The sequence below is a fragment of the Yersinia sp. SCPM-O-B-9106 (C-191) genome, assembly GCF_026183365.1.
GTDB lineage: Bacteria > Pseudomonadota > Gammaproteobacteria > Enterobacterales > Enterobacteriaceae > Yersinia > Yersinia rochesterensis.
Genome location: NZ_CP110791.1, coordinates 1,682,428 through 1,700,868, shown reverse-complemented (window position 1 = coordinate 1,700,868; position 18,441 = coordinate 1,682,428). Strand labels below are relative to the sequence as shown.

Genomic DNA, 18,441 nt, shown 5'->3' with positions numbered 1-18,441 from the left:
ATTCTACGCAATAATTTCATGAAAAAAAAGGCGATTCAGTCACAGTGGCCAGAGTTGATTAATGGCAAAAGCAACCCCGTGCTGGTTATTATCCTGACTGACTCTATCTGCGCAAGATTTGACAAAATCACTGGCATTGCCCATGGCCACGCCGACAGCAGAAAACTGAAACATACTGATATCATTCTCCTGATCGCCAATACTGACCACAAATTTTGAGCTAATATTTAAGTGCTGAGATAAGTAATGCAATGCTTCCCCCTTAGTGATGCCCTGTTTCATTATTTCATAATAATGGTGACTGGTTTTACTGAGTGAGTATTGGTGGTGAAAATCTTCATCTATTTTATCGGCAACACTATTAATAAAATCAGCCGAACCGACAATAGAGATTTTAACAATATCATCTCGCTGAGTAATATCCTTAGGTTCAATAGACACCAATTTCATAGCAAAGAGTTGAGATTCATAGCGCGTGTAATCACTGACATTCGCTGAGCTGGATATAATATTATCGCGGGTAAAAAAATGATGTGGGAATTCATTTTCTGCCAGCATGGTTATTGCATTTTGCACCGCCCCGCAGCTCAATGGTGTAAAACAAATATCTTTCTTCTCAACTGCGTCATATATCCATGCGCCATTAAACGAAATAAAGTAGCGAATCAGAGGCTCTAACTCAGTATTATGGACAACAGCTGCGATAGCCTTAACCGGCCGGGCTGAACATAAAACCACCGTGCCCTGATGATGAATAACATGCTTTATTGCACGGATATTCTCAGCTGATATTTGGTTTTCCTGATTGAGTAAAGTGCCATCAAGATCAAGAGCCAATAACCTATACATATTTTAACTCCAATAAAAAAGGGAGAAAATATTATTGCTAATACATTCTCCCACCTGGCTAATATCCTACCATCAGTGAGTAATAAACTGCGTTACCACATTTTTGGCCGCATTGCAGACCACATTATCAATCGCGGTGCCCACCACCAGAATATTAACGCCGGTATCTTTAAATGCTTTGGCATTTTCCAAGTTAATACCGCCCTCGGCTAACGTCGGGACAGAAACCGCGCCGACCAATGCCAACAGGCGCTGTTTGATAACATCAGGAATATCGCCAGCGCCAACACCTTCATAGCTCATGCCGGTCATTAAACCAATCATATCAACACCTAATTCCTCCATCTTTTTCGCCACTTCAGCAACATCCGCCGGAGTTTCAGCCGCAATACCGAAGGTATGCAAATCACTCGGGTGACCAATATAAGCATCCACTGTCAGGCCATATTTATGGGCTAAATCGACCAATTCTTTTAAATCTTCAAAACTGGATTTATGGGTATGTAAACCATCAGCACCAGATTGAGCTATCAATAAAATATCCTGTTCAGTCACCGGAGTGGGCACTGTTTCAGTAAAGCCTCCGGCAATTCCGACAGTAATGAAAATATCGTCCGCCACCACATTGCGCACCCCCTGCACCGCTTCCGCCATTTGCCCGATAGTTATTTCATGGCGGATACGCTCGGCAGCATGCATATTCGTCACACCATTATGGCCACGCGCCAATGCTAATGCCGGGTGATTCGGTTCTAATAATTTAACACCTGAATCGCATACTGCTTTCGCTAAGCGAGCATCATCTCCGGTTATTCCAGTACTCAGAATAGTTTGACCGCCATGTAACGCAATTGCGTTGCGTACTTTATCCATAGCGACGGAACGTTTTTTACTCATATCAGCGTTGAACATATTTACCTCTACTTGATTTATATAAAACTGCTTTTTTAATTGTTAACTTTTAGCCGAAATCCCTGGTGTTGGTGATTCGGGTACAGCCTTTTTAATTGCTACAAATTTATTAGCTAACAGAGTGATAACGCAGGTCAACACCAGTGTTACCGTCATAACTATCGCCATATAAAAAGCGTTATTTGATAAGAATGGTGAGGCGAAAGCAGGGACATAAGCCACACCTTTAATATTTAAGAATCCCAGTAACATTCCGCCGACACCGGCTGAGAATATCGCGCCAGCGAAGACGACTTTATTAGAGAACATAAACGGATAAGCTGATTCGACGAACGTCCCGAAGCCCAAGTTAATTAATAATCCTGGGGCGGCAACCGCAGCTTCACTTTTTTCTCGTGGTGCAATGACGTTTGCCAGGTTAATGCCGGCCGCAACCATCACCAGCCCGACCATATCCACGGCACCAAGGAAACTGACACCGGATTTTTCCATTTCCAGCAAGACCAGTGGCAATATTACGGCGTGATAAACTCCCCCCAGAATAGCTGGCCAAATAACCAAACCTGCCAGTAATCCCGCTAAAATTGGGCTGAAAGCCAGGGTGGCTTCGATAGCCAATTTAATATAGTCACCTGCAGCTAAGGCCAGTGGACTAAGCAGGTAATACATCACCAAACCGGAGAATAAACCGGACAAACCGCCCGCCACAATGTTGGTAGTGGTCATTGGGAATTGCCATTTCAGACACAGCCCGAACAGATAGCGCACCATAATACCCGCGCCGATCCCGCCCAGAATACCGCCAATTAACCCGCCTTCAACTGATAGCACACCGGCAACCACACCCGCCACAATCGACACTTCATCTAGCTCGGAAACCTGTTTGGCCGCAATAACCGCGACAATCACCGGCAGTCCCTTGAGCAACAATTCAAAGATAGCATTCAGTGATTGCAGCCCTGGGATATGGCTGAGCGCCAACACAATAGCCATGGCGATAAAACCGGGTAAAGCCGGGATCATGATGCTGCGAATATTGATTCTTTTTAACAGACTTTTATCGCTACCCGGCATATTGGCATCGGCGCTGCCCAATACTGGGGTATATTTTATCTGCCAGTGTTTGCACAAAGAGGCAGTAAAAGAGATGGCCCGGGTACGGCTATTGGTGCCAGTGGTGCCGGAGGTGGCAATCACATTGGCACCTTTGGAAGTGATAATCGCCATTGAGGTGCCGCCAGTGCCGACAATTGGGATTTTCTTTTCTATCGCCGCCAGAATAGCTTCTTTATTACTGCGATCAGGATCAGCACTCATAATGATGATGCCGTCGATAGCACCGGCTCGGATTTGGGCCGCAATGGCTGCATCCGAGGATTTTACCGCGTTATTCACCTCTGACAATTTTCCCTGGAAGCTAATCTGGGGTTTATCGCTGTCCTCTGCGGTAATTGAATACACAGCAGCGGCGGTGGTCGGTTTTGCCACATCCATTGATTCTTCCGCTGCAATAAATTGCACCGCACTGACACCTAACCCCACAGAGTGAAGTTGAGTATAAATTTCTTGTAGAAGTCTTTCGGGGTATGCACCACCGAGATTGAACAGATTTCCCCCGCTGCTTCCGAGTATTGCTACATTTTTCATGTCGGGCCTCAAAAGATAAGAAATGTTATAAAGTGTTATTATGTTTTTAACTGCAATTCACAATCACAGAAATAACAATTCAAAGCAACATTAAACAACATAACATCACTTATTAGCCCCATTAACCTAATAGCTATTAACTTCATCAAGAAAGTAAAATCCTCAACAATTTAAACCAATATTCTTTAAAATTAAGATAGGTCAACATTAAAAGCCACAAAGTTGCTTTTTGTTGTTTTATTTTGTTTTGTTGTTTTCGTGATGAAGTTCAAATATTAGCGACGATCGTCACTTAAAGAGGGAAATCAAACAGAAGAATGCAGAGTGGCTTATTGCAGACATAATCGATAGCGGCTAATAAGCCGCCATGACTGCCATCATAATCAAGCCTTTGGCCGATAACGCCATAACCAGCGGCCAGTGGACATGCGGCGATAAAACAACACGCCGCGCACTATCCAATCAAGGAACATCCCCATCCAAACGCCGGTAACACCAAACCCTAATGTCACCCCCAGAATATAACCAGCGACAATACGGCATCCCCACATTCCGGCGAGTGCCACCCACATGGTGTAACTGGCATCTTTCGCCCCTTTCAGCCCTGAGGGCAGCACCCAAGCCGCCGCCCAAATCGGCATAAATAGCGCATTAATCCAAATTAGGTGCTTAACGACTGCGATAACCCCTGGTTCATGGGTATATAACGACGCCAGAAATCCGGCACTGGGGATCGACAGCAGGGCAATAAAACACACCCCAAGAGTCGATAACCAAAAGATATGTTTGAGTTGACGGATAGGCTGCAAAATCTGCCCTTTCCCCAAGCGAGTCCCGATAATGATCGTCGAGGTATATCCCAGCGCATTACCCGGTAAGTTAATCAGCCCGACGATGGAAAACGCGATAAAGTTACCCGCTATCACTTCGGTGCCCATTCCAGCGACAAAACGCTGTGTAATTAGTTTGCCGATGTTAAACATCACCGACTCAACACTAGCAGGAATACCAATACTTAAAACCTCAAACATAATGGCTGAGGTAAAGGGCATAAAATAGGCTTTAAAGGGGATCCGCAGCGTATTATTTGCCCCGAAAATCAGCACTAACACCACCACCAAAGCGCCTAAGTAACGGGAAAGCGTGATGCCGATACCCGCCCCGACAAAGCCCAGTCCCGGCCAACGCCCCACGCCATAAATCAGCACGCTACTGATAGCAATATTGAGAATATTCATGGCGATATTGATAAACATCGGCAACCGCGTATTACCGGCACCGCGCAATGCGCCGCATCCCACCAGAGTTATCGCCATTGCCGGGTAATTCCACACCGTCAAATGCAGATAGGTCAGCGCCATCTTTTTGACTTCAGGATCAGCCTGGCTGGCCATCAGATTGATAATGGTGTCTCCGGCAAAATGTACCAGCAGCACCAATAATAGCGAGATTAAGACCAGCAGAGAGATGGATTCGCGCGCTGCGGTTTGTGCCTGTTTGCGCTTACGTTGCCCCAAACTGAATGACACCACCACCGACGTACCAAGCGCTACAGAGGCAAAAAAAGCGGCGATGAGCATATTGAAGCTGTCGGCTAACCCGACTGCGGCCATGGCTTCTTTGCCCAACCAACTGACTAACAGAGTGCTAAACACCCCCATCAGCAGCACACACAGACCTTCAATAAACAGTGGGATCGCCAGCGGCGTTATCTCTCGCCAAAACAGCACTCGATAGGATTTCCGCTTTTTATACCATGCATTTTCGCAAAAGATTTTCAACTTAATATACTCGAATTATTTAAGGTATATACTCGATAAAAGTCGATATACACATTATAACAGAACAGTAAATTAATTTATATGAAACATCATTTCACAAAAACACCAATGAAATAGTTATGCAATAAAACACACATAAATATGCGAAATCTCTTTGACTCTACCCCTAGTTTTGCGATATCAATGTAGGCATTGAAACCTTTGCCAGACAGACCTAATTTATACAGGATTTAATTGATGACAACTATTCTCAAACACCTTCCTATTAATCAGCGTGTTGGTATTGCTTTTTCTGGTGGTTTGGATACCAGCGCGGCCCTATTATGGATGCAGAAAAAAGGGGCGATTCCTTACGCCTATACTGCCAATCTGGGCCAGCCTGATGAAGAAGATTACGAAGCTATTCCACGTAAAGCCATGGAGTACGGTGCAGAGAAAGCTCGCCTGATTGATTGCCGTAAACAACTGGTTGCTGAAGGGATTGCCGCTATTCAATGTGGCGCTTTCCACAATACCACCGCGGGTGTGACTTACTTTAACACCACCCCACTGGGCCGTGCGGTCACTGGCACCATGCTGGTTGCCGCCATGAAAGAAGATGGCGTGAATATCTGGGGTGATGGCAGCACTTATAAAGGTAACGATATAGAGCGTTTCTATCGTTACGGCCTATTGACTAATGCTGAACTAAAAATTTATAAACCTTGGCTGGATACCGATTTTATCGATGAATTAGGTGGCCGCCATGAGATGTCCGAATTTATGATTCAATCCGGTTTCGACTACAAAATGTCGACCGAGAAAGCCTATTCCACTGACTCCAACATGTTGGGGGCGACTCACGAAGCCAAAGATCTGGAATACCTGAACTCTAGCGTCAAAATCGTTAATCCGATTATGGGCGTAAAATTCTGGGACGAAAATGTCGTGGTGAAAGCGGAAGAAGTGTCTGTCCGTTTTGAGCGCGGGTATCCGGTTGCGCTAAATGGTGTGGTGTTTGAAGACAGTGTAGAACTGATGATGGAAGCCAATCGTATTGGTGGGCGTCATGGTTTGGGGATGAGCGATCAGATTGAAAACCGTATTATCGAAGCTAAAAGCCGTGGTATTTACGAAGCCCCAGGAATGGCATTGCTGCACATTGCTTATGAGCGCCTGCTGACCGGTATTCATAACGAAGATACCATTGAGCAATACCATGCTAATGGCCGTGTTCTGGGCCGTTTGCTGTATCAAGGCCGTTGGTTTGATCCACAAGCGCTGATGCTGCGTGACTCGGCCCAGCGTTGGGTTGCCAGCGAAATCACCGGTGAAGTGACACTGGAACTGCGTCGTGGTAATGACTATTCCATCTTGAATACTGTGTCTGAAAATCTCACTTATCAGCCAGAGCGTTTGACCATGGAAAAAGGCGACTCTGTATTTTCACCAGATGACCGTATTGGTCAGTTGACTATGCGTAATCTGGATATCACTGATACCCGTAAGAAACTCTTTAGCTACGCCACCACTGGGTTATTATCTTCTTCAGCCGAGGTAGGTTTGCCACAGGTGGATAATAATAATTTGGGCGCGCGCGGGATTCAGGATAAGAACAAGTAACTCTTTTTAAATACCAACCGGATCAGTTTTAAGTGATCCGGTTTTTTTTGCAATGGCGTTCCACTTTAGAACGCCACTTAAAATCATAATAATCAATGTGATAACTGCCGTTCTTTAAACTCAACTGGGTCATGTTTATATTGGAAAGCAAAAACAAAAATAATCACCAGAACAACAGTATACGCGGCAAAAGATAACCAAATACTATTCCAATCCTTTACACCATTGACGGTAAAATAATCAACCACATGCCCACTGGCTATCGCGCCGACATAAGCTCCGACGCCATTGACCATCGTCATAAATAAGCCTTGTGCGCTGCCTCTGATATTATGATCGACTTCTTTCTCGACATAAATTGCACCAGAAATATTAAAGAAGTCAAAGGCACAACCATATACCACCATGGATAACAGTAATAAAAAGATGCCAGTGGCAGACGGGTCACCATAGGCAAACAAGGTGAAACGTAGAGTCCAGGCAATCATACTGACCATCATCACGCGCTTAATACCAAAGCGAGATAAGAAGAACGGAATGGTGAGAATGAAAAATACTTCGGCGATTTGTGCCATCGATAATAAAATTGATGGGTATTGAACTACCAGACTGTCGTGATAAATCGGATTTTTTGCAAAATCATGCAGGAATGGACTGCTGAAAGTATGACTAATTTGTAATGAGGCACCCAGCAACATAGCAAACAGGAAGAAAATGGCCATCTTCTTCTGTTTAAATAATACGAAAGCATCAAGCCCTAAAATATTAACCCACGTGCGGTCTTTTTTAATATTAGAGGTTGGACAGTTGGGTAACGAAAGAGCGTACATCGCTAATATCAATGCAGCACCTGAAGCAATATAAAGCTGAATATTGCTCAATTCAAACCCGGACAAACTGATCGCCCACATGGCAAAAATAAAACCAATGGTGCCAAAAACGCGCACTGGCGGGAAATCTTTAATTGTATCCAACCCGGCTTTTTCTAAACAAATATAAGAAATGGTGTTAGCTAATGCAATCGTCGGCATATAAACCATCGCATTGAACAGCATAACAAAGAACATAAAATTAGGGTCTGTGATATTCGCCGCAATCAGCAATGCAATTGCCCCCAATAGATGGCAACAAGCATAGAGAATATTGGCTTTTATCCAACGGTCAGCAATGATACCAATAATACTCGGCATTAAAATACAGGCAATTCCCTTGGCCCCATAGACCAAACCGACTTGTGAACCGGTAAAATTCAGCGTATTCATCATGTAAGCGCCCAGTGTCACTAACCAAGCTCCCCAGATGAAAAACTGCAAAAAGAACATAACTTTAAGCCGTTTTTTTATTATCATTTTTATTCTCCGTGATACTAACGTGTCGAGGGAGTTATTTTTGCTTATTGAGTTTGTAGGGGACTTCCCTCTTCAGAGATATCCTTTCGTACTTGAAATTGCGCGGTTATGAGCGGTAACACCAAATACGAAAGGGTTAGAGTTTGTCGATCAGCTTTGTGCTTTGCTTTTCAAGAAAGCTTCAATCAGTTTGGTGAAGTTAACTGACGCTAATTTTGCACATTTTAAGGTTTGTTCATGGGATAGAACCACATCGGAAAGGCCTTCAGCCAAGTTAGTAATCGCGGTCAATGCAATCACTTTCAAACCACAGTGTGCTGCAGACAAAACCTCTGGCACCACAGACATGCCCACTACGTCACCGCCAATAATTTGCATCATGCGAATTTCAGCTGGCGTTTCAAAACAGGGGCCAGGATAAGAGACAAACACCCCCTCGGTCAGAGGAATATCAAGTTGTTGGGCAATATTAGCCATATCGGCGCGCAAATCTTTATCATAGGCATTCGCCAGACTAAAGAAACGTGGACCAAAACGATCGTCATTAGGCCCAACCAGTGGCGTGCCCGGCATGGTATTAATATGATCTTTCAGCATCACCACTGAACCTGGTAATACTTCTGGCCGTAATGAACCGGCAGCATTAGTACAGAAAAGGAATTCGCAACCCATGAGTTTAAATGTGCGCACTGGGTTGGTCATGATACTCATGCCCTTACCTTCGTAAAAGTGGCCACGGCCTTTCATGCACATCACAGGAACACCAAATAGGGTGCCTAAAACTAATTCACCGGCATGACCGTGAACTGAGCTTACGGGGAAACCGGGGATATCAGCGTAGCTAATGGTGGTTTCATTGCTAATTTGGGCGACTAAATCACCGAGTCCTGAACCTAAAATAAATGCAATTCGGGGCTTAAATCCGGGTTTTATTTTCTGAATAACATCGACAGCTTGAAATGGTAATTCACTGAAATCAGCATCAATATTTGAATTTACTGTTGTCATAATAATAACCCTTAATTATTTTCATTTAATGTCTATCAAATAAGCATGTTAAATAATAAATATTGTAGAGACATAGGTAATCTATCGTAGTGGGTTATGACGTAACCAATACTAAAAACCTGCTTATCGATACTTAAAAGGTAATGGTTCAGTGTCTGTTTCCACGTAATTATCGTCGATCACAAGATGGTAATAGGGATAGACATGACAACCAGGATACTTAAAGCACATTTACAAATGCTGGGATTTACCGCGCTACTCGGCGGTTCTTTTATTGCCAGCGCAACCATCAGTAATGCATTACCGCCCATGGTTATTACTTGGCTGAGATATGCCATCGCCAGCCTGCTTTTTATTGTTTTGCTGGTAAGCCAGGGTTTACTAAAGCGACCTAACTATCGCGACGTAGGCCGCTATACTCTCATTAGCCTGCCACCGCTGCTCTATTTTGCTTGTATGATATTTTCACTTCAGACGACCAGTGCATTAAATTCAAGTGCGTTATACACCACTGTGCCCTTAATGAGCATGATAATGAGCGGGGTATTACTGAAAGCAAGATCCACATGGTCAGTATTTACAGCTTTATTAATGGGTATTTTGGGGGCATTACTCATCATTTTTAAAGGCGACTTGTCCCAGTTATTGCAATTGTCATTAATTCCATCTGATTATCTATTTCTATTTGGTTGCCTGGGTATGGCACTGAATCCTATCGTGGTGAAAAAATTACATCGAGGTGAACCCGCACTGGTTTTGACTGGCTGGAGTTTAATTTGTGCCACGTTATTATTGACAGCGATCGTTGTTTATCAACTTCCTAAGATTGAATGGCGCAATATCAGCGTAATAACCTGGAGTGGCGTTTTTTACCTTGCCACTTTTGCTACCGCATTAAGTTTCTTTTTGTTCCAAAAAGCCTGTATTGTGCTGTCTCCAGCCAAAGTCTCCGGTTATGTGTATCTGATTCCGCTGTCAGTTATTGCGACAAATGTGATGTTAGGACAGGTAATAAATTGGCAGGAGATAGCCGTTGGAGCCGTTTTAGTCATTATCGCGATGGCTATTTTAGTCAAGGCTAAGTGATATTGACTCAGCCCGCATTTAAAATAACTCAAGCAGCCGCTCTAATGCCTGAGTCATCGCGCCAGGATGATAAACGGCAAACAAATCGGCAGAGAGATTTTCTTTCAGTGGGATAAATTTAATATTTGGCCAAGGAATTTCCTGCATGCTTTCAGGAACTAAGGCGATACCCAGATTGCTGTTTACAAAAGCCAATTGGGTTTGTGGCTCATCAAATTGGTAAATAGTCCGCGGCTTACAGCCAGCACTAAGGCAGCTATTATATATATTTTTTGAGTAACCGGAGTTAGTAAAGGTGAGAAAGATTAAGTTCTGACCCGATAAGTCTTTTAGAGAAAGTATTTCACTCTCGGCCAGTTCACTCTCATGAGATACCGCCACCGCTACGCGTTGCTTTTCGACCCGCTGATAGACTAGCGCAGGATTCTGTTCCAAATCAGCACAGCGCCAAAATCCGATATCAAGTTTCTTATTTAATAATGCTTCATACTGCTTACTCGGCGGGAATTCATGCAAAGACCACGTGGTATTAGGATTAAGTGTATTGAAGTTCTTAAACTTCTCTAATAGCTGATGCCAAAGAGCTGAACCAATGATACCGATATTAAGGTGGCTTTGTTCATGGCGAGCAATATAAGAGACACGGCTTAATGAATTTTCAATATTCTCGAAAACTTCTTTCATTTCAGCCTGCATCATTTCGCCAGCAAGGGTTAATACAACATTGCGGCTATCCCGTATAAACAAAGGGAATCCTAAGGCATCTTCTAATTCTTTAATTTGTAAACTGAGTGGCGGCTGAGAGATATGTAGGCGTTCAGCGGCTTTTCCGAAGTGCAATTCTTCTGAAACGACTAAAAAATAGCGAATCATTTTTAAATTGATACGGCCGGAAAAAAGAAGCTTCTGCATGCATTATATCCAATTATTTTACTGCTTAACCTGCATTATGTTTTTGATACTAACATTATCTGATCACCCAATGACTAAAAAACCACCCGAATGATTCAAAGCCATTGGATTTTCAGATAGATATAGCTAACACCCCTGCAATGTTTAGGGCGACGGGGGCGCGGGCAATTCGATATTACTCTCCGCCAACGAACCCATATTGTTATACATCGCACAGGCCGCATCCACTAAATGCATAGCAAGCGCTGCGCCGCTGCCCTCGCCTAACCGCATGTCCATTTGTAAATAAGGTTCCAATTGCAAATGATTTAGAGCAATAACCGCGCCTTTTTCGGCCGACAAATGAGACGGAATCAGGTAATCACGCACTTTGGGTTCGATACGGCAAGCTGCCAATGCGGAAGCATAGGAGAGAAAACCATCCAGCACTACCGGCAAACCCGCCGCCGCCGCGCCTAACATCACCCCGGTCATGCCCACCAGATCAAACCCCCCCACTTTCGCCAGTACATCAATACCATCATTGGCGTCCGGTTGATTGGTTTCAATCGCGCGCCGCACTACGGCGATTTTGTGATGTAATTGCTCGCTGGGGAAGTTCGCGCCGATGCCTACCACTAATTGTGGGTCGCTGTCGGTAAACACACTAACCATCGCCGCTGCGGGGGTGGTATTCGCTATACCCAGCTCACCGACGCCAAACACTTTCACTCCGTCCGCCGCCTGCTGTAATGCTAACGTGGCGCTGGCAACCAGTAACTCTTCGGCCTGTTGGCGAGTCATGGCCGTTTCACGTGCAATATTGCCACTGCCACGCGCCACTTTCATATCGATCACGCCGGGGAGTGTATCGCTATCGATGCCCACATCCACTATCTTCACTTCCGCACCCGCGTTAGTCGCCAACACGCAAACACCGGTTACGCCTTTCACCATATTCAATGCCTGAATCATCGTCACGGCCCGCGGTGAGATAGCCACTCCCTCATCGAAAACCCCATGGTCGGCCGCCATGACAATGATTTGCTTGCGATCAACTTGATGGCCGTATAAACCGCGCATTCCTGCCAATTGGATAGCCAATTGCTCCAAACGGCCTAAGCTGCCGCAGGGTTTGAGCAGGCCATCTAGCCGCACTTTTGCTCGGCTCATCGCCCTACTATCCAACGGCCCAATCCTGCGCAGAATGGATGAAAGTGTTTGCATGCCTTTAACCTCGTGTTGCGGGCTGCCAAACAGCCCGGCTGTTGAACGCACGCAGAGTGACAAATCCATCATGGATTTCCAACACGCTGTATGCCCCTTGCTCAAAATGAAAATGCCACATGGCGACCGCTGGCATAGCCAATAAGCGCGCCAGCATCAAGCTTAAGACCCCTTGATGGGCCACCACTAACTGATTTTTTTCGCTATCTTTGGTTGAAAGCAGTGACTGAACCACACTTTCTATTCGGGTTGAAAATTGTGGAAAAGACTCCCCACCGGTGGGGCTGGCCTGTTGCCAGTCAGCTACCCATGCCGCCCACGCATCAGGATCTTCATGTTGTAAATCATGATGATGGCGCATTTCCCATTCACCGAAATTCATTTCATTTAATTGGTCATCAACTGATTTGTTATCAACTGATTTATTATCAACTTCCGCATTGAGTGAATGCCCCGCCAGCACGATATCGGCGGTATGGCGGGCGCGCAGCAATTGGCTGCTAGCAGCGTGAGCAAACTCCACCTCCGCCAACCAACCCGCGACATTACCGGCCTGCTCTACCCCCAATGGGGTTAACGGCACATCGGTCAGCCCGCAAAAAACACCGCGTAAATTAGCTTCAGTTTGCCCATGGCGCACTAGAAAAAGTCGCATAGAATGGCTCATTAAGAGTTCCCAGAAATCGGCAATGTCATAGCAGCGCCAGTAAGAATACCAACTCGCCTACTTCAGCCGCCGCGCCCAGCGTGTCACCGGTTTGCCCACCTAAACGGCGGTGCAGATAAGCGGCCAATAACAGCACCACCATCATGCTGATCACCAGCGCTAATAGCGCCGCACCTTTGCCGAGTAACAGGGTTAATATCGCGCCAGCCACCAATGTGACGGCCGTTTGTTTCCCCGTAACTTTGCCGATATAAATATTGCCCAACCCGTTGCCTTCACGGGCATAGCGCTGGCGATACATCAGCAGCACAATCACCGTGCGCCCGACCACTGAAGCCGCGGTGAGCATCATTAGCATAGGCGCATCGCGCAGGGCCAGCTCACTGACCACCAGCACTTTTGCCACCACGATAAATATCAGCGCCAAACCGCCATTGGTGCCGAGGCGGCTATCGCGCATGATCTCCAACATTTGTTCGCGTTTGCGGGCAGAAAATACCCCATCACAGGTGTCGGCCAGCCCGTCGAGATGAAAAGCACCGGTAATGAGCGCCAGCGCCAACACATACCCCAAAGCCGCCAGTGGTATGCCACACCAAGGTGACAGCACGCTAAAAACTATCGCGCCGAGCACCCCGACAATCAGGCCAATGAGGGGGAAACCAATAATTCCGCGCTCATAGTTATCCATCGCCAGCCCTTGAGTCCAGCGCTCTGGCACTGGAATGCGGGTCATAAACTGCAATGTTGCGAGAAATAAACGCAGGCTCATTTAATCTTTACCTCGATGCCCGACACCACTAAATACACCTCATCAGCGGCGGCGGCCAGGCGCTGGTTAACTCTGCCAGCGATGTCGCGGAAATGCCGCGCCAGCCGGTTTTCCGGCACTATCCCCATGCCCAATTCATTGGTGACCAAATAAATGGGTGCATGGCTACGGGTGCAAGCGGCCAGCAACTCAGTCATTTGCTGCTGAATATTCACTTCAAGCGCCGCAAAATCCATCTGCTCCGGCGGCGTATCGCCCGCCAGCTCAAACAATAAATTGGTGATAAGTGTGGTAATGCATTCCAACATCACAGCTTCGCCGGGTTCGACCTGCTGCTCCAGTACCGCACCCAAATCCTGATAACCTTCCCAAGTTCGCCAGTGTGCTGGGCGGCTGGCGCGATGTAATGCAACCCGCTCGGCCATTTCCGCATCCGTCACCACCGAGGTGGCAATGTAAAACACGCGATCGGCAGCTTGCGCTGCCAAACGTTCGGCTAATGAACTCTTGCCACTGCGCGCTCCGCCGGTAATTAAAATCACTGCACGCGCTCCTGTTGATGTGCTGCCATTAGTTTAATAATTCTATCTATATCAATATTTTCCCGCATGCTTGATGCCAGAATATCGAACTGTTGTTGTTTATGTTCAGCATAATTCACTGTCACGCCGTCGAAGGCGGTCAGCCCTTTGCGTTGGCGCAAGCTATCCAATAACGCGCGGGTAAAATGGTGGCTGTCAAACAGCCCGTGGATATAGCTGCCCAATACGCTGCCCTCAGAATTCACCGCGCCATCCCCCCACTGCTCGGCTTGCCCATTGCGTAAGGTTAAGCGCGCAAAAGGGGTCGCGCCGCTGCCCAACAAGGAAACACCCATGTGGATTTCATAGCCTTCAAGTGAGTGATCAGCGCAATTTTCTAGTATTCCCGGCAGGTTAGTTTGGCAATAGCCACTCACTCGCGTGGTCACTTTCTCTGGCGCGAACTCAGTTTCTACATCCAATAACCCCAAGCCATCCATCTGCTCAAGACCCGACTCCACGCCGTCAATAATGCGTTTCCCGAGCATTTGATAACCGCCGCAAATCCCTATCACTGGCACATTATGCTGATGTTGCGCCAATAACGCCGCCGCTAGCCCGCTGTGGTGCAACCATTGCAAATCCCCCAGCGTATTCTTGCTGCCGGGCAGGATAATCAGGTCTGGCTGGCCCAACGCAGACAACTGCGAAACATAGCGCAGGCGCACATCGGGCTGAGCGGCCAGTGCATTAAAATCGGTAAAGTTGGCGATATGTGGCAAGCGGATTACCGCAATATCCAGTGCCTTTTCTGCCGTATCCTGATATTTACCCTTTTGTAGCGCGACACCATCTTCATCTTCCAAATCAATATCTAACCACGGCATCACCCCCAACACCGGGACATTTGTCAGGGCTTCAATCTGTTCCAGGCCGGAAGTCAGCAGCGCGATATCACCGCGAAACTTATTGATTATCACCCCTTTGACTCGCGCTTTTTCATGTGGATGCAGCAAGGCCAAAGTGCCATAAATAGCCGCAAAAACACCGCCGCGATCAATATCGGCCACCAGCAATACTGGCGCATCGGCCATTTCAGCCATACCCATATTGACGATATCACGGTCGCGCAGATTAATTTCCGCCGGGCTGCCCGCCCCTTCCAGCACCATGACGTCATATTCGCGCGCCAGACTGTGGTAAACCTCGCTGATTTGCTGTTGTAATTGCGGCTTGTATTGATGATATTCCACCGCATCCATATTGCAGGCCACTTTGCCCATTAAAACCACTTGTGCCTTGCGGTCACTGGTGGGCTTGAGCAACACCGGGTTCATGCGGACATCCGGCGCTATTCCAGCGGCTTCGGCCTGAAAAATCTGCGCCCGCCCCATCTCTTCACCTTGCGGTGTAATGCCCGAATTGAGCGCCATATTCTGCGATTTAAACGGCGCACAGCGATAGCCATCTTGCATAAAAATGCGGCATAACCCTGCCACTAATACACTTTTACCGACGTCAGAGGCGGTGCCTTGCACCATTATCGATAAATTCATCACTGGGCGACTCATCGCACTTCCTCCGTTTCCCGCTGACGCATCAGCGCAAAAAGTTGTTCTTCCGTTTTACACAGCGGCAAACCCAGCTCAGTGTGCATTTTGACCAACCACGGCTGAACCAGCCCAGCGGCTTGTAGTTTATCTTGTTGCAGGAATACCTCGGTGGTTTCACCGGCAATCATCAGGTGGCCATGGGATAAGACATAAAGGTAATCACAAACCTTATAAATCAAATCAATATCATGGCTGGAGAGAATAACCCGTTTTCCCTCTGCAACAATACGCTCAATGAGAGTAATCATGTGCTGCCGCCCTGCCGGGTCTAGCCCTGCGGTGGGTTCATCCAGCAACAGATATTCCGCCTCCATCACCAACGCACCAGCAATGGCCACCCGTTTTTTCTGCCCATGACTCAAATGTTGGATAGATTTATGGCGAAATCCCTGTGCATCAACCAAGGTCAATGCCCGGTCAACCCGCTGGGCAATAATATCTTCTGGCATGCCCAAATTACGCAGGCTGAACGCGATGTCGCTGTCAATATCAGTATAAAAAATCTGCTGCTCTGGGTCTTGAAATACCGTCGTCACTCGCTGGCGCAATTCACGTAAGCTAGCTTTCTTATAATTAAGCGGCTCGCCTTGCCACAATACCGCACCTTGCTGGGGTTGCAGAATACCGGTCAGATTCATAAATAACGTGGATTTACCACAACCATTGGCCCCCAAGACACCGGTGACCGCATGCTGACTGAAATCCAGTGTCAGGTCATGCAATACCTGCTCATCTTGATAGCTGAAACCTAGCTGCCGGGTGGCTAACATTACATTCTGCCTTACAGGTGGAAATCGCCCTGATAGAGTTTCATATCCAGCGAGATGACCATCTGCTGATAGCGAATCATCACGCGGGTAAATAGCATACCAACCAACATTGCTAGCGAGTGGTAGCCGGTACGCAATGAGATATAACCAAATCGCAAAGACTGCGCCTGTTGAATCGCGGCCGCCTCTTCAATCAGAATAAAGATAAAACGCCAGGTCAGCAGAATTTGCTCGGTCAACAAACGCGGCGCATGACAGCGCTTAAGTATCTGAATAAGCTGTGGGAAAGGCGTATTCAGCACAAACCAGAAGGTGGCTGCCAATGCCGCCAAACTGCGCCACAGGGTTTGATTGGCGGTGGTTAAACCGACTCTATCCAGCCCAAACCACCAATGACCGACCTGTACGCCCCACCACAAACTCTCCGGTTGGCGCGAGAGGGATAGCACAATGATCACCAATCCCACCAACAGGAAAGAAAGTGGTATTGCCAGCCAGCGCAAATAGCGGCGCGGCCCCACTCGCAGCAGATAACATGTCAGCCCGGCGATAAACACCAATAACAGCGCCTGATACATCGGCGGGCTAAGCATTGCCAACAAGAGGAAAACGGCATATAGCACCAGTTTTCCCATTGGGTCGGCCTGTCGCCAGCGGCTTTGATAACTTAGTTTATCAATCCCCAGCATGCTCACCGCGTTTCCCCCGGTAATAGCCCAAGATATAAAAGATCACCGCCGCGCCAATAGAACCTTGTAAGGTGAACAGCAGACTTTCGATTTCACCACTGGCCGGTTCATACAGCGGCGTGAACCACGGCTGATAATCAGGAGCCGTCACCTGGATCAGGGCTTCAGCTTCACCGTCTGAGCCGCCGAATTCGCCGCCGTGATCAATAAAGAATGGCAATATGACCAGCGCGATAACCATCGCCAGCAAAATAAGTGTCTTTTTCATGTTAGTGACTCCCTGCGGGAATTAACTGCCGTTTGGTTAATTGGTCATAAATCATCACCGTCAATAAACCTTCAGCAATGGCAATCGGGATCTGGGTAATGCAGAACACACCCATAAATTTGATAATCGAACCGCTGACACCAAATTGCGGGTCAGGGAAGGCCAAACCAAGCTGCACCGAGGTGACAAAGTAAGTGGTTAAATCCGCCTGCATGGCGCAAAGGAACACCCCGACATCACGGCGCAACCCCGCTTTACAGGCCAGTTTCCATACCATGTAACCCACTACCGGCCCAATAACCGCCATTGACATGCCGTTAGCGCCTAAAGTCGTCAAACCGCCGTGCGCCAGTAATAACGCCTGGAACAGCAGCACAATGGCCCCCAGTACCGCCACCACCACCGGCCCGAACAGAATAACCGCCAGCCCGACACCGGTCGGATGTGAACAACTGCCGGTCACTGATGGGATTTTCAGCGCCGATAACACGAAAATAAACGCCCCGCACAGCGCCAGCAGCACTTTTTGATTGCTGTCTTCGGAGACAATCTGCTTTAAGCGCACCAACCCCATAAACAAGCACGGCAGGAACAACACCCACCAGGCCAGCGCCCACATCGGCGGTAAAAAACCTTCCATGATGTGCATGGCGAAAACATCATTCGGGGCCATCGTTAGCAGGATTGCCATAACAACCCCGGTGTACGAAAGTTTTTTTAACTCTTTTTCCATTTCCATGAGTGACTCCCATCACGTTGAGCATCTAAGTAGAATCAGATAATCATTTG

General features: G+C 47.1%; 18 protein-coding genes. 2 read left to right on the top strand and 16 right to left on the bottom strand.

The window, feature by feature from the left end:
• Positions 1 to 39 precede the first annotated feature (39 nt).
• From OP863_RS07830 to OP863_RS07815, 4 genes are all read right to left on the bottom strand, one after another.
• Positions 40 to 849: a Cof-type HAD-IIB family hydrolase gene (locus OP863_RS07830; RefSeq protein ID WP_145591402.1), complete on the bottom strand. Its 810-nt coding sequence runs from the start codon at positions 847 to 849 to the stop codon at positions 40 to 42.
• A gap of 72 nt (positions 850 to 921) precedes the next feature.
• On the bottom strand, positions 922 to 1,761 hold the full coding sequence (locus OP863_RS07825) for a histidine biosynthesis protein (protein ID WP_038634032.1): 840 nt from the start codon (positions 1,759 to 1,761) through the stop codon (positions 922 to 924).
• 42 nt (positions 1,762 to 1,803) lie between these two features.
• The gene (locus tag OP863_RS07820; protein ID WP_265526071.1) at positions 1,804 to 3,408 is read right to left on the bottom strand and encodes a PTS sugar transporter; all 1,605 of its coding nucleotides are present in this window, start codon (positions 3,406 to 3,408) and stop codon (positions 1,804 to 1,806) included.
• A 383-nt stretch (positions 3,409 to 3,791) separates the two neighbouring features.
• Positions 3,792 to 5,189, bottom strand: a complete 1,398-nt coding sequence (locus OP863_RS07815) for an EmmdR/YeeO family multidrug/toxin efflux MATE transporter (protein ID WP_050291662.1) — start codon at positions 5,187 to 5,189, stop codon at positions 3,792 to 3,794.
• A gap of 237 nt (positions 5,190 to 5,426) precedes the next feature.
• Here OP863_RS07815 and argG point away from each other — a divergent pair, with 237 nt between their 5' ends.
• Positions 5,427 to 6,791, top strand: coding sequence for an argininosuccinate synthase (gene argG / locus OP863_RS07810; protein ID WP_038634044.1), 1,365 nt, complete (start codon positions 5,427 to 5,429; stop codon positions 6,789 to 6,791).
• Between the two features lie 92 nt (positions 6,792 to 6,883).
• On the opposite strand, the gene OP863_RS07805 is transcribed toward argG, so the two are convergent.
• The gene (locus OP863_RS07805; protein WP_265526069.1) at positions 6,884 to 8,140 is read right to left on the bottom strand and encodes a nucleoside permease; all 1,257 of its coding nucleotides are present in this window, start codon (positions 8,138 to 8,140) and stop codon (positions 6,884 to 6,886) included.
• A 150-nt stretch (positions 8,141 to 8,290) separates the two neighbouring features.
• Positions 8,291 to 9,148, bottom strand: a complete 858-nt coding sequence (xapA, locus tag OP863_RS07800; protein ID WP_145588547.1) for a xanthosine phosphorylase — start codon at positions 9,146 to 9,148, stop codon at positions 8,291 to 8,293.
• Positions 9,149 to 9,385: 237 nt separating this feature from the next.
• Between xapA and OP863_RS07795 the strand changes: the two genes are divergently transcribed.
• Positions 9,386 to 10,234, top strand: coding sequence for a DMT family transporter (locus OP863_RS07795; RefSeq protein ID WP_265526245.1), 849 nt, complete (start codon positions 9,386 to 9,388; stop codon positions 10,232 to 10,234).
• A gap of 18 nt (positions 10,235 to 10,252) precedes the next feature.
• Here the strand turns inward: OP863_RS07795 and OP863_RS07790 are convergent, their stop codons facing one another.
• The 10 genes from OP863_RS07790 to cbiM form a co-directional block, all read right to left on the bottom strand.
• The gene (locus tag OP863_RS07790; RefSeq protein WP_145588551.1) at positions 10,253 to 11,146 is read right to left on the bottom strand and encodes a LysR family transcriptional regulator; all 894 of its coding nucleotides are present in this window, start codon (positions 11,144 to 11,146) and stop codon (positions 10,253 to 10,255) included.
• Between the two features lie 144 nt (positions 11,147 to 11,290).
• Entirely contained in the window at positions 11,291 to 12,352 is a 1,062-nt protein-coding gene (cobT, locus tag OP863_RS07785; RefSeq protein WP_265526243.1) for a nicotinate-nucleotide--dimethylbenzimidazole phosphoribosyltransferase, read from the bottom strand.
• Positions 12,353 to 12,356: 4 nt separating this feature from the next.
• Complete coding sequence (locus tag OP863_RS07780; protein ID WP_265526068.1) at positions 12,357 to 13,007, bottom strand: adenosylcobalamin/alpha-ribazole phosphatase; 651 nt, start codon at positions 13,005 to 13,007, stop codon at positions 12,357 to 12,359.
• A 37-nt stretch (positions 13,008 to 13,044) separates the two neighbouring features.
• A complete protein-coding gene (gene cobS, locus OP863_RS07775) occupies positions 13,045 to 13,791 on the bottom strand; it encodes an adenosylcobinamide-GDP ribazoletransferase (RefSeq protein WP_265526066.1) in 747 nt (248 codons plus the stop codon).
• Positions 13,788 to 14,333 carry a bifunctional adenosylcobinamide kinase/adenosylcobinamide-phosphate guanylyltransferase gene (gene cobU / locus OP863_RS07770; protein ID WP_038634069.1) on the bottom strand — a complete coding sequence of 182 codons (546 nt, stop codon included), beginning with the start codon at positions 14,331 to 14,333 and terminating at the stop codon, positions 13,788 to 13,790. Before cobU ends, cobS begins: the two co-directional genes overlap by 4 nt.
• Positions 14,330 to 15,868, bottom strand: a complete 1,539-nt coding sequence (locus tag OP863_RS07765; protein ID WP_145591404.1) for a cobyric acid synthase — start codon at positions 15,866 to 15,868, stop codon at positions 14,330 to 14,332. Before OP863_RS07765 ends, cobU begins: the two co-directional genes overlap by 4 nt.
• 11 nt (positions 15,869 to 15,879) lie before the next feature.
• Entirely contained in the window at positions 15,880 to 16,695 is an 816-nt protein-coding gene (locus tag OP863_RS07760) for an ATP-binding cassette domain-containing protein (RefSeq protein WP_145588559.1), read from the bottom strand.
• Positions 16,696 to 16,706: 11 nt separating this feature from the next.
• Complete coding sequence (locus OP863_RS07755) at positions 16,707 to 17,384, bottom strand: energy-coupling factor ABC transporter transmembrane protein (protein ID WP_265526065.1); 678 nt, start codon at positions 17,382 to 17,384, stop codon at positions 16,707 to 16,709.
• Positions 17,371 to 17,652: an energy-coupling factor ABC transporter substrate-binding protein gene (locus tag OP863_RS07750; RefSeq protein WP_038634077.1), complete on the bottom strand. Its 282-nt coding sequence runs from the start codon at positions 17,650 to 17,652 to the stop codon at positions 17,371 to 17,373. Before OP863_RS07750 ends, OP863_RS07755 begins: the two co-directional genes overlap by 14 nt.
• Before the next feature lies 1 nt (position 17,653).
• The gene (gene cbiM, locus OP863_RS07745; protein ID WP_265526064.1) at positions 17,654 to 18,391 is read right to left on the bottom strand and encodes a cobalt ECF transporter S component CbiM; all 738 of its coding nucleotides are present in this window, start codon (positions 18,389 to 18,391) and stop codon (positions 17,654 to 17,656) included.
• Positions 18,392 to 18,441: the final 50 nt, after the last annotated feature.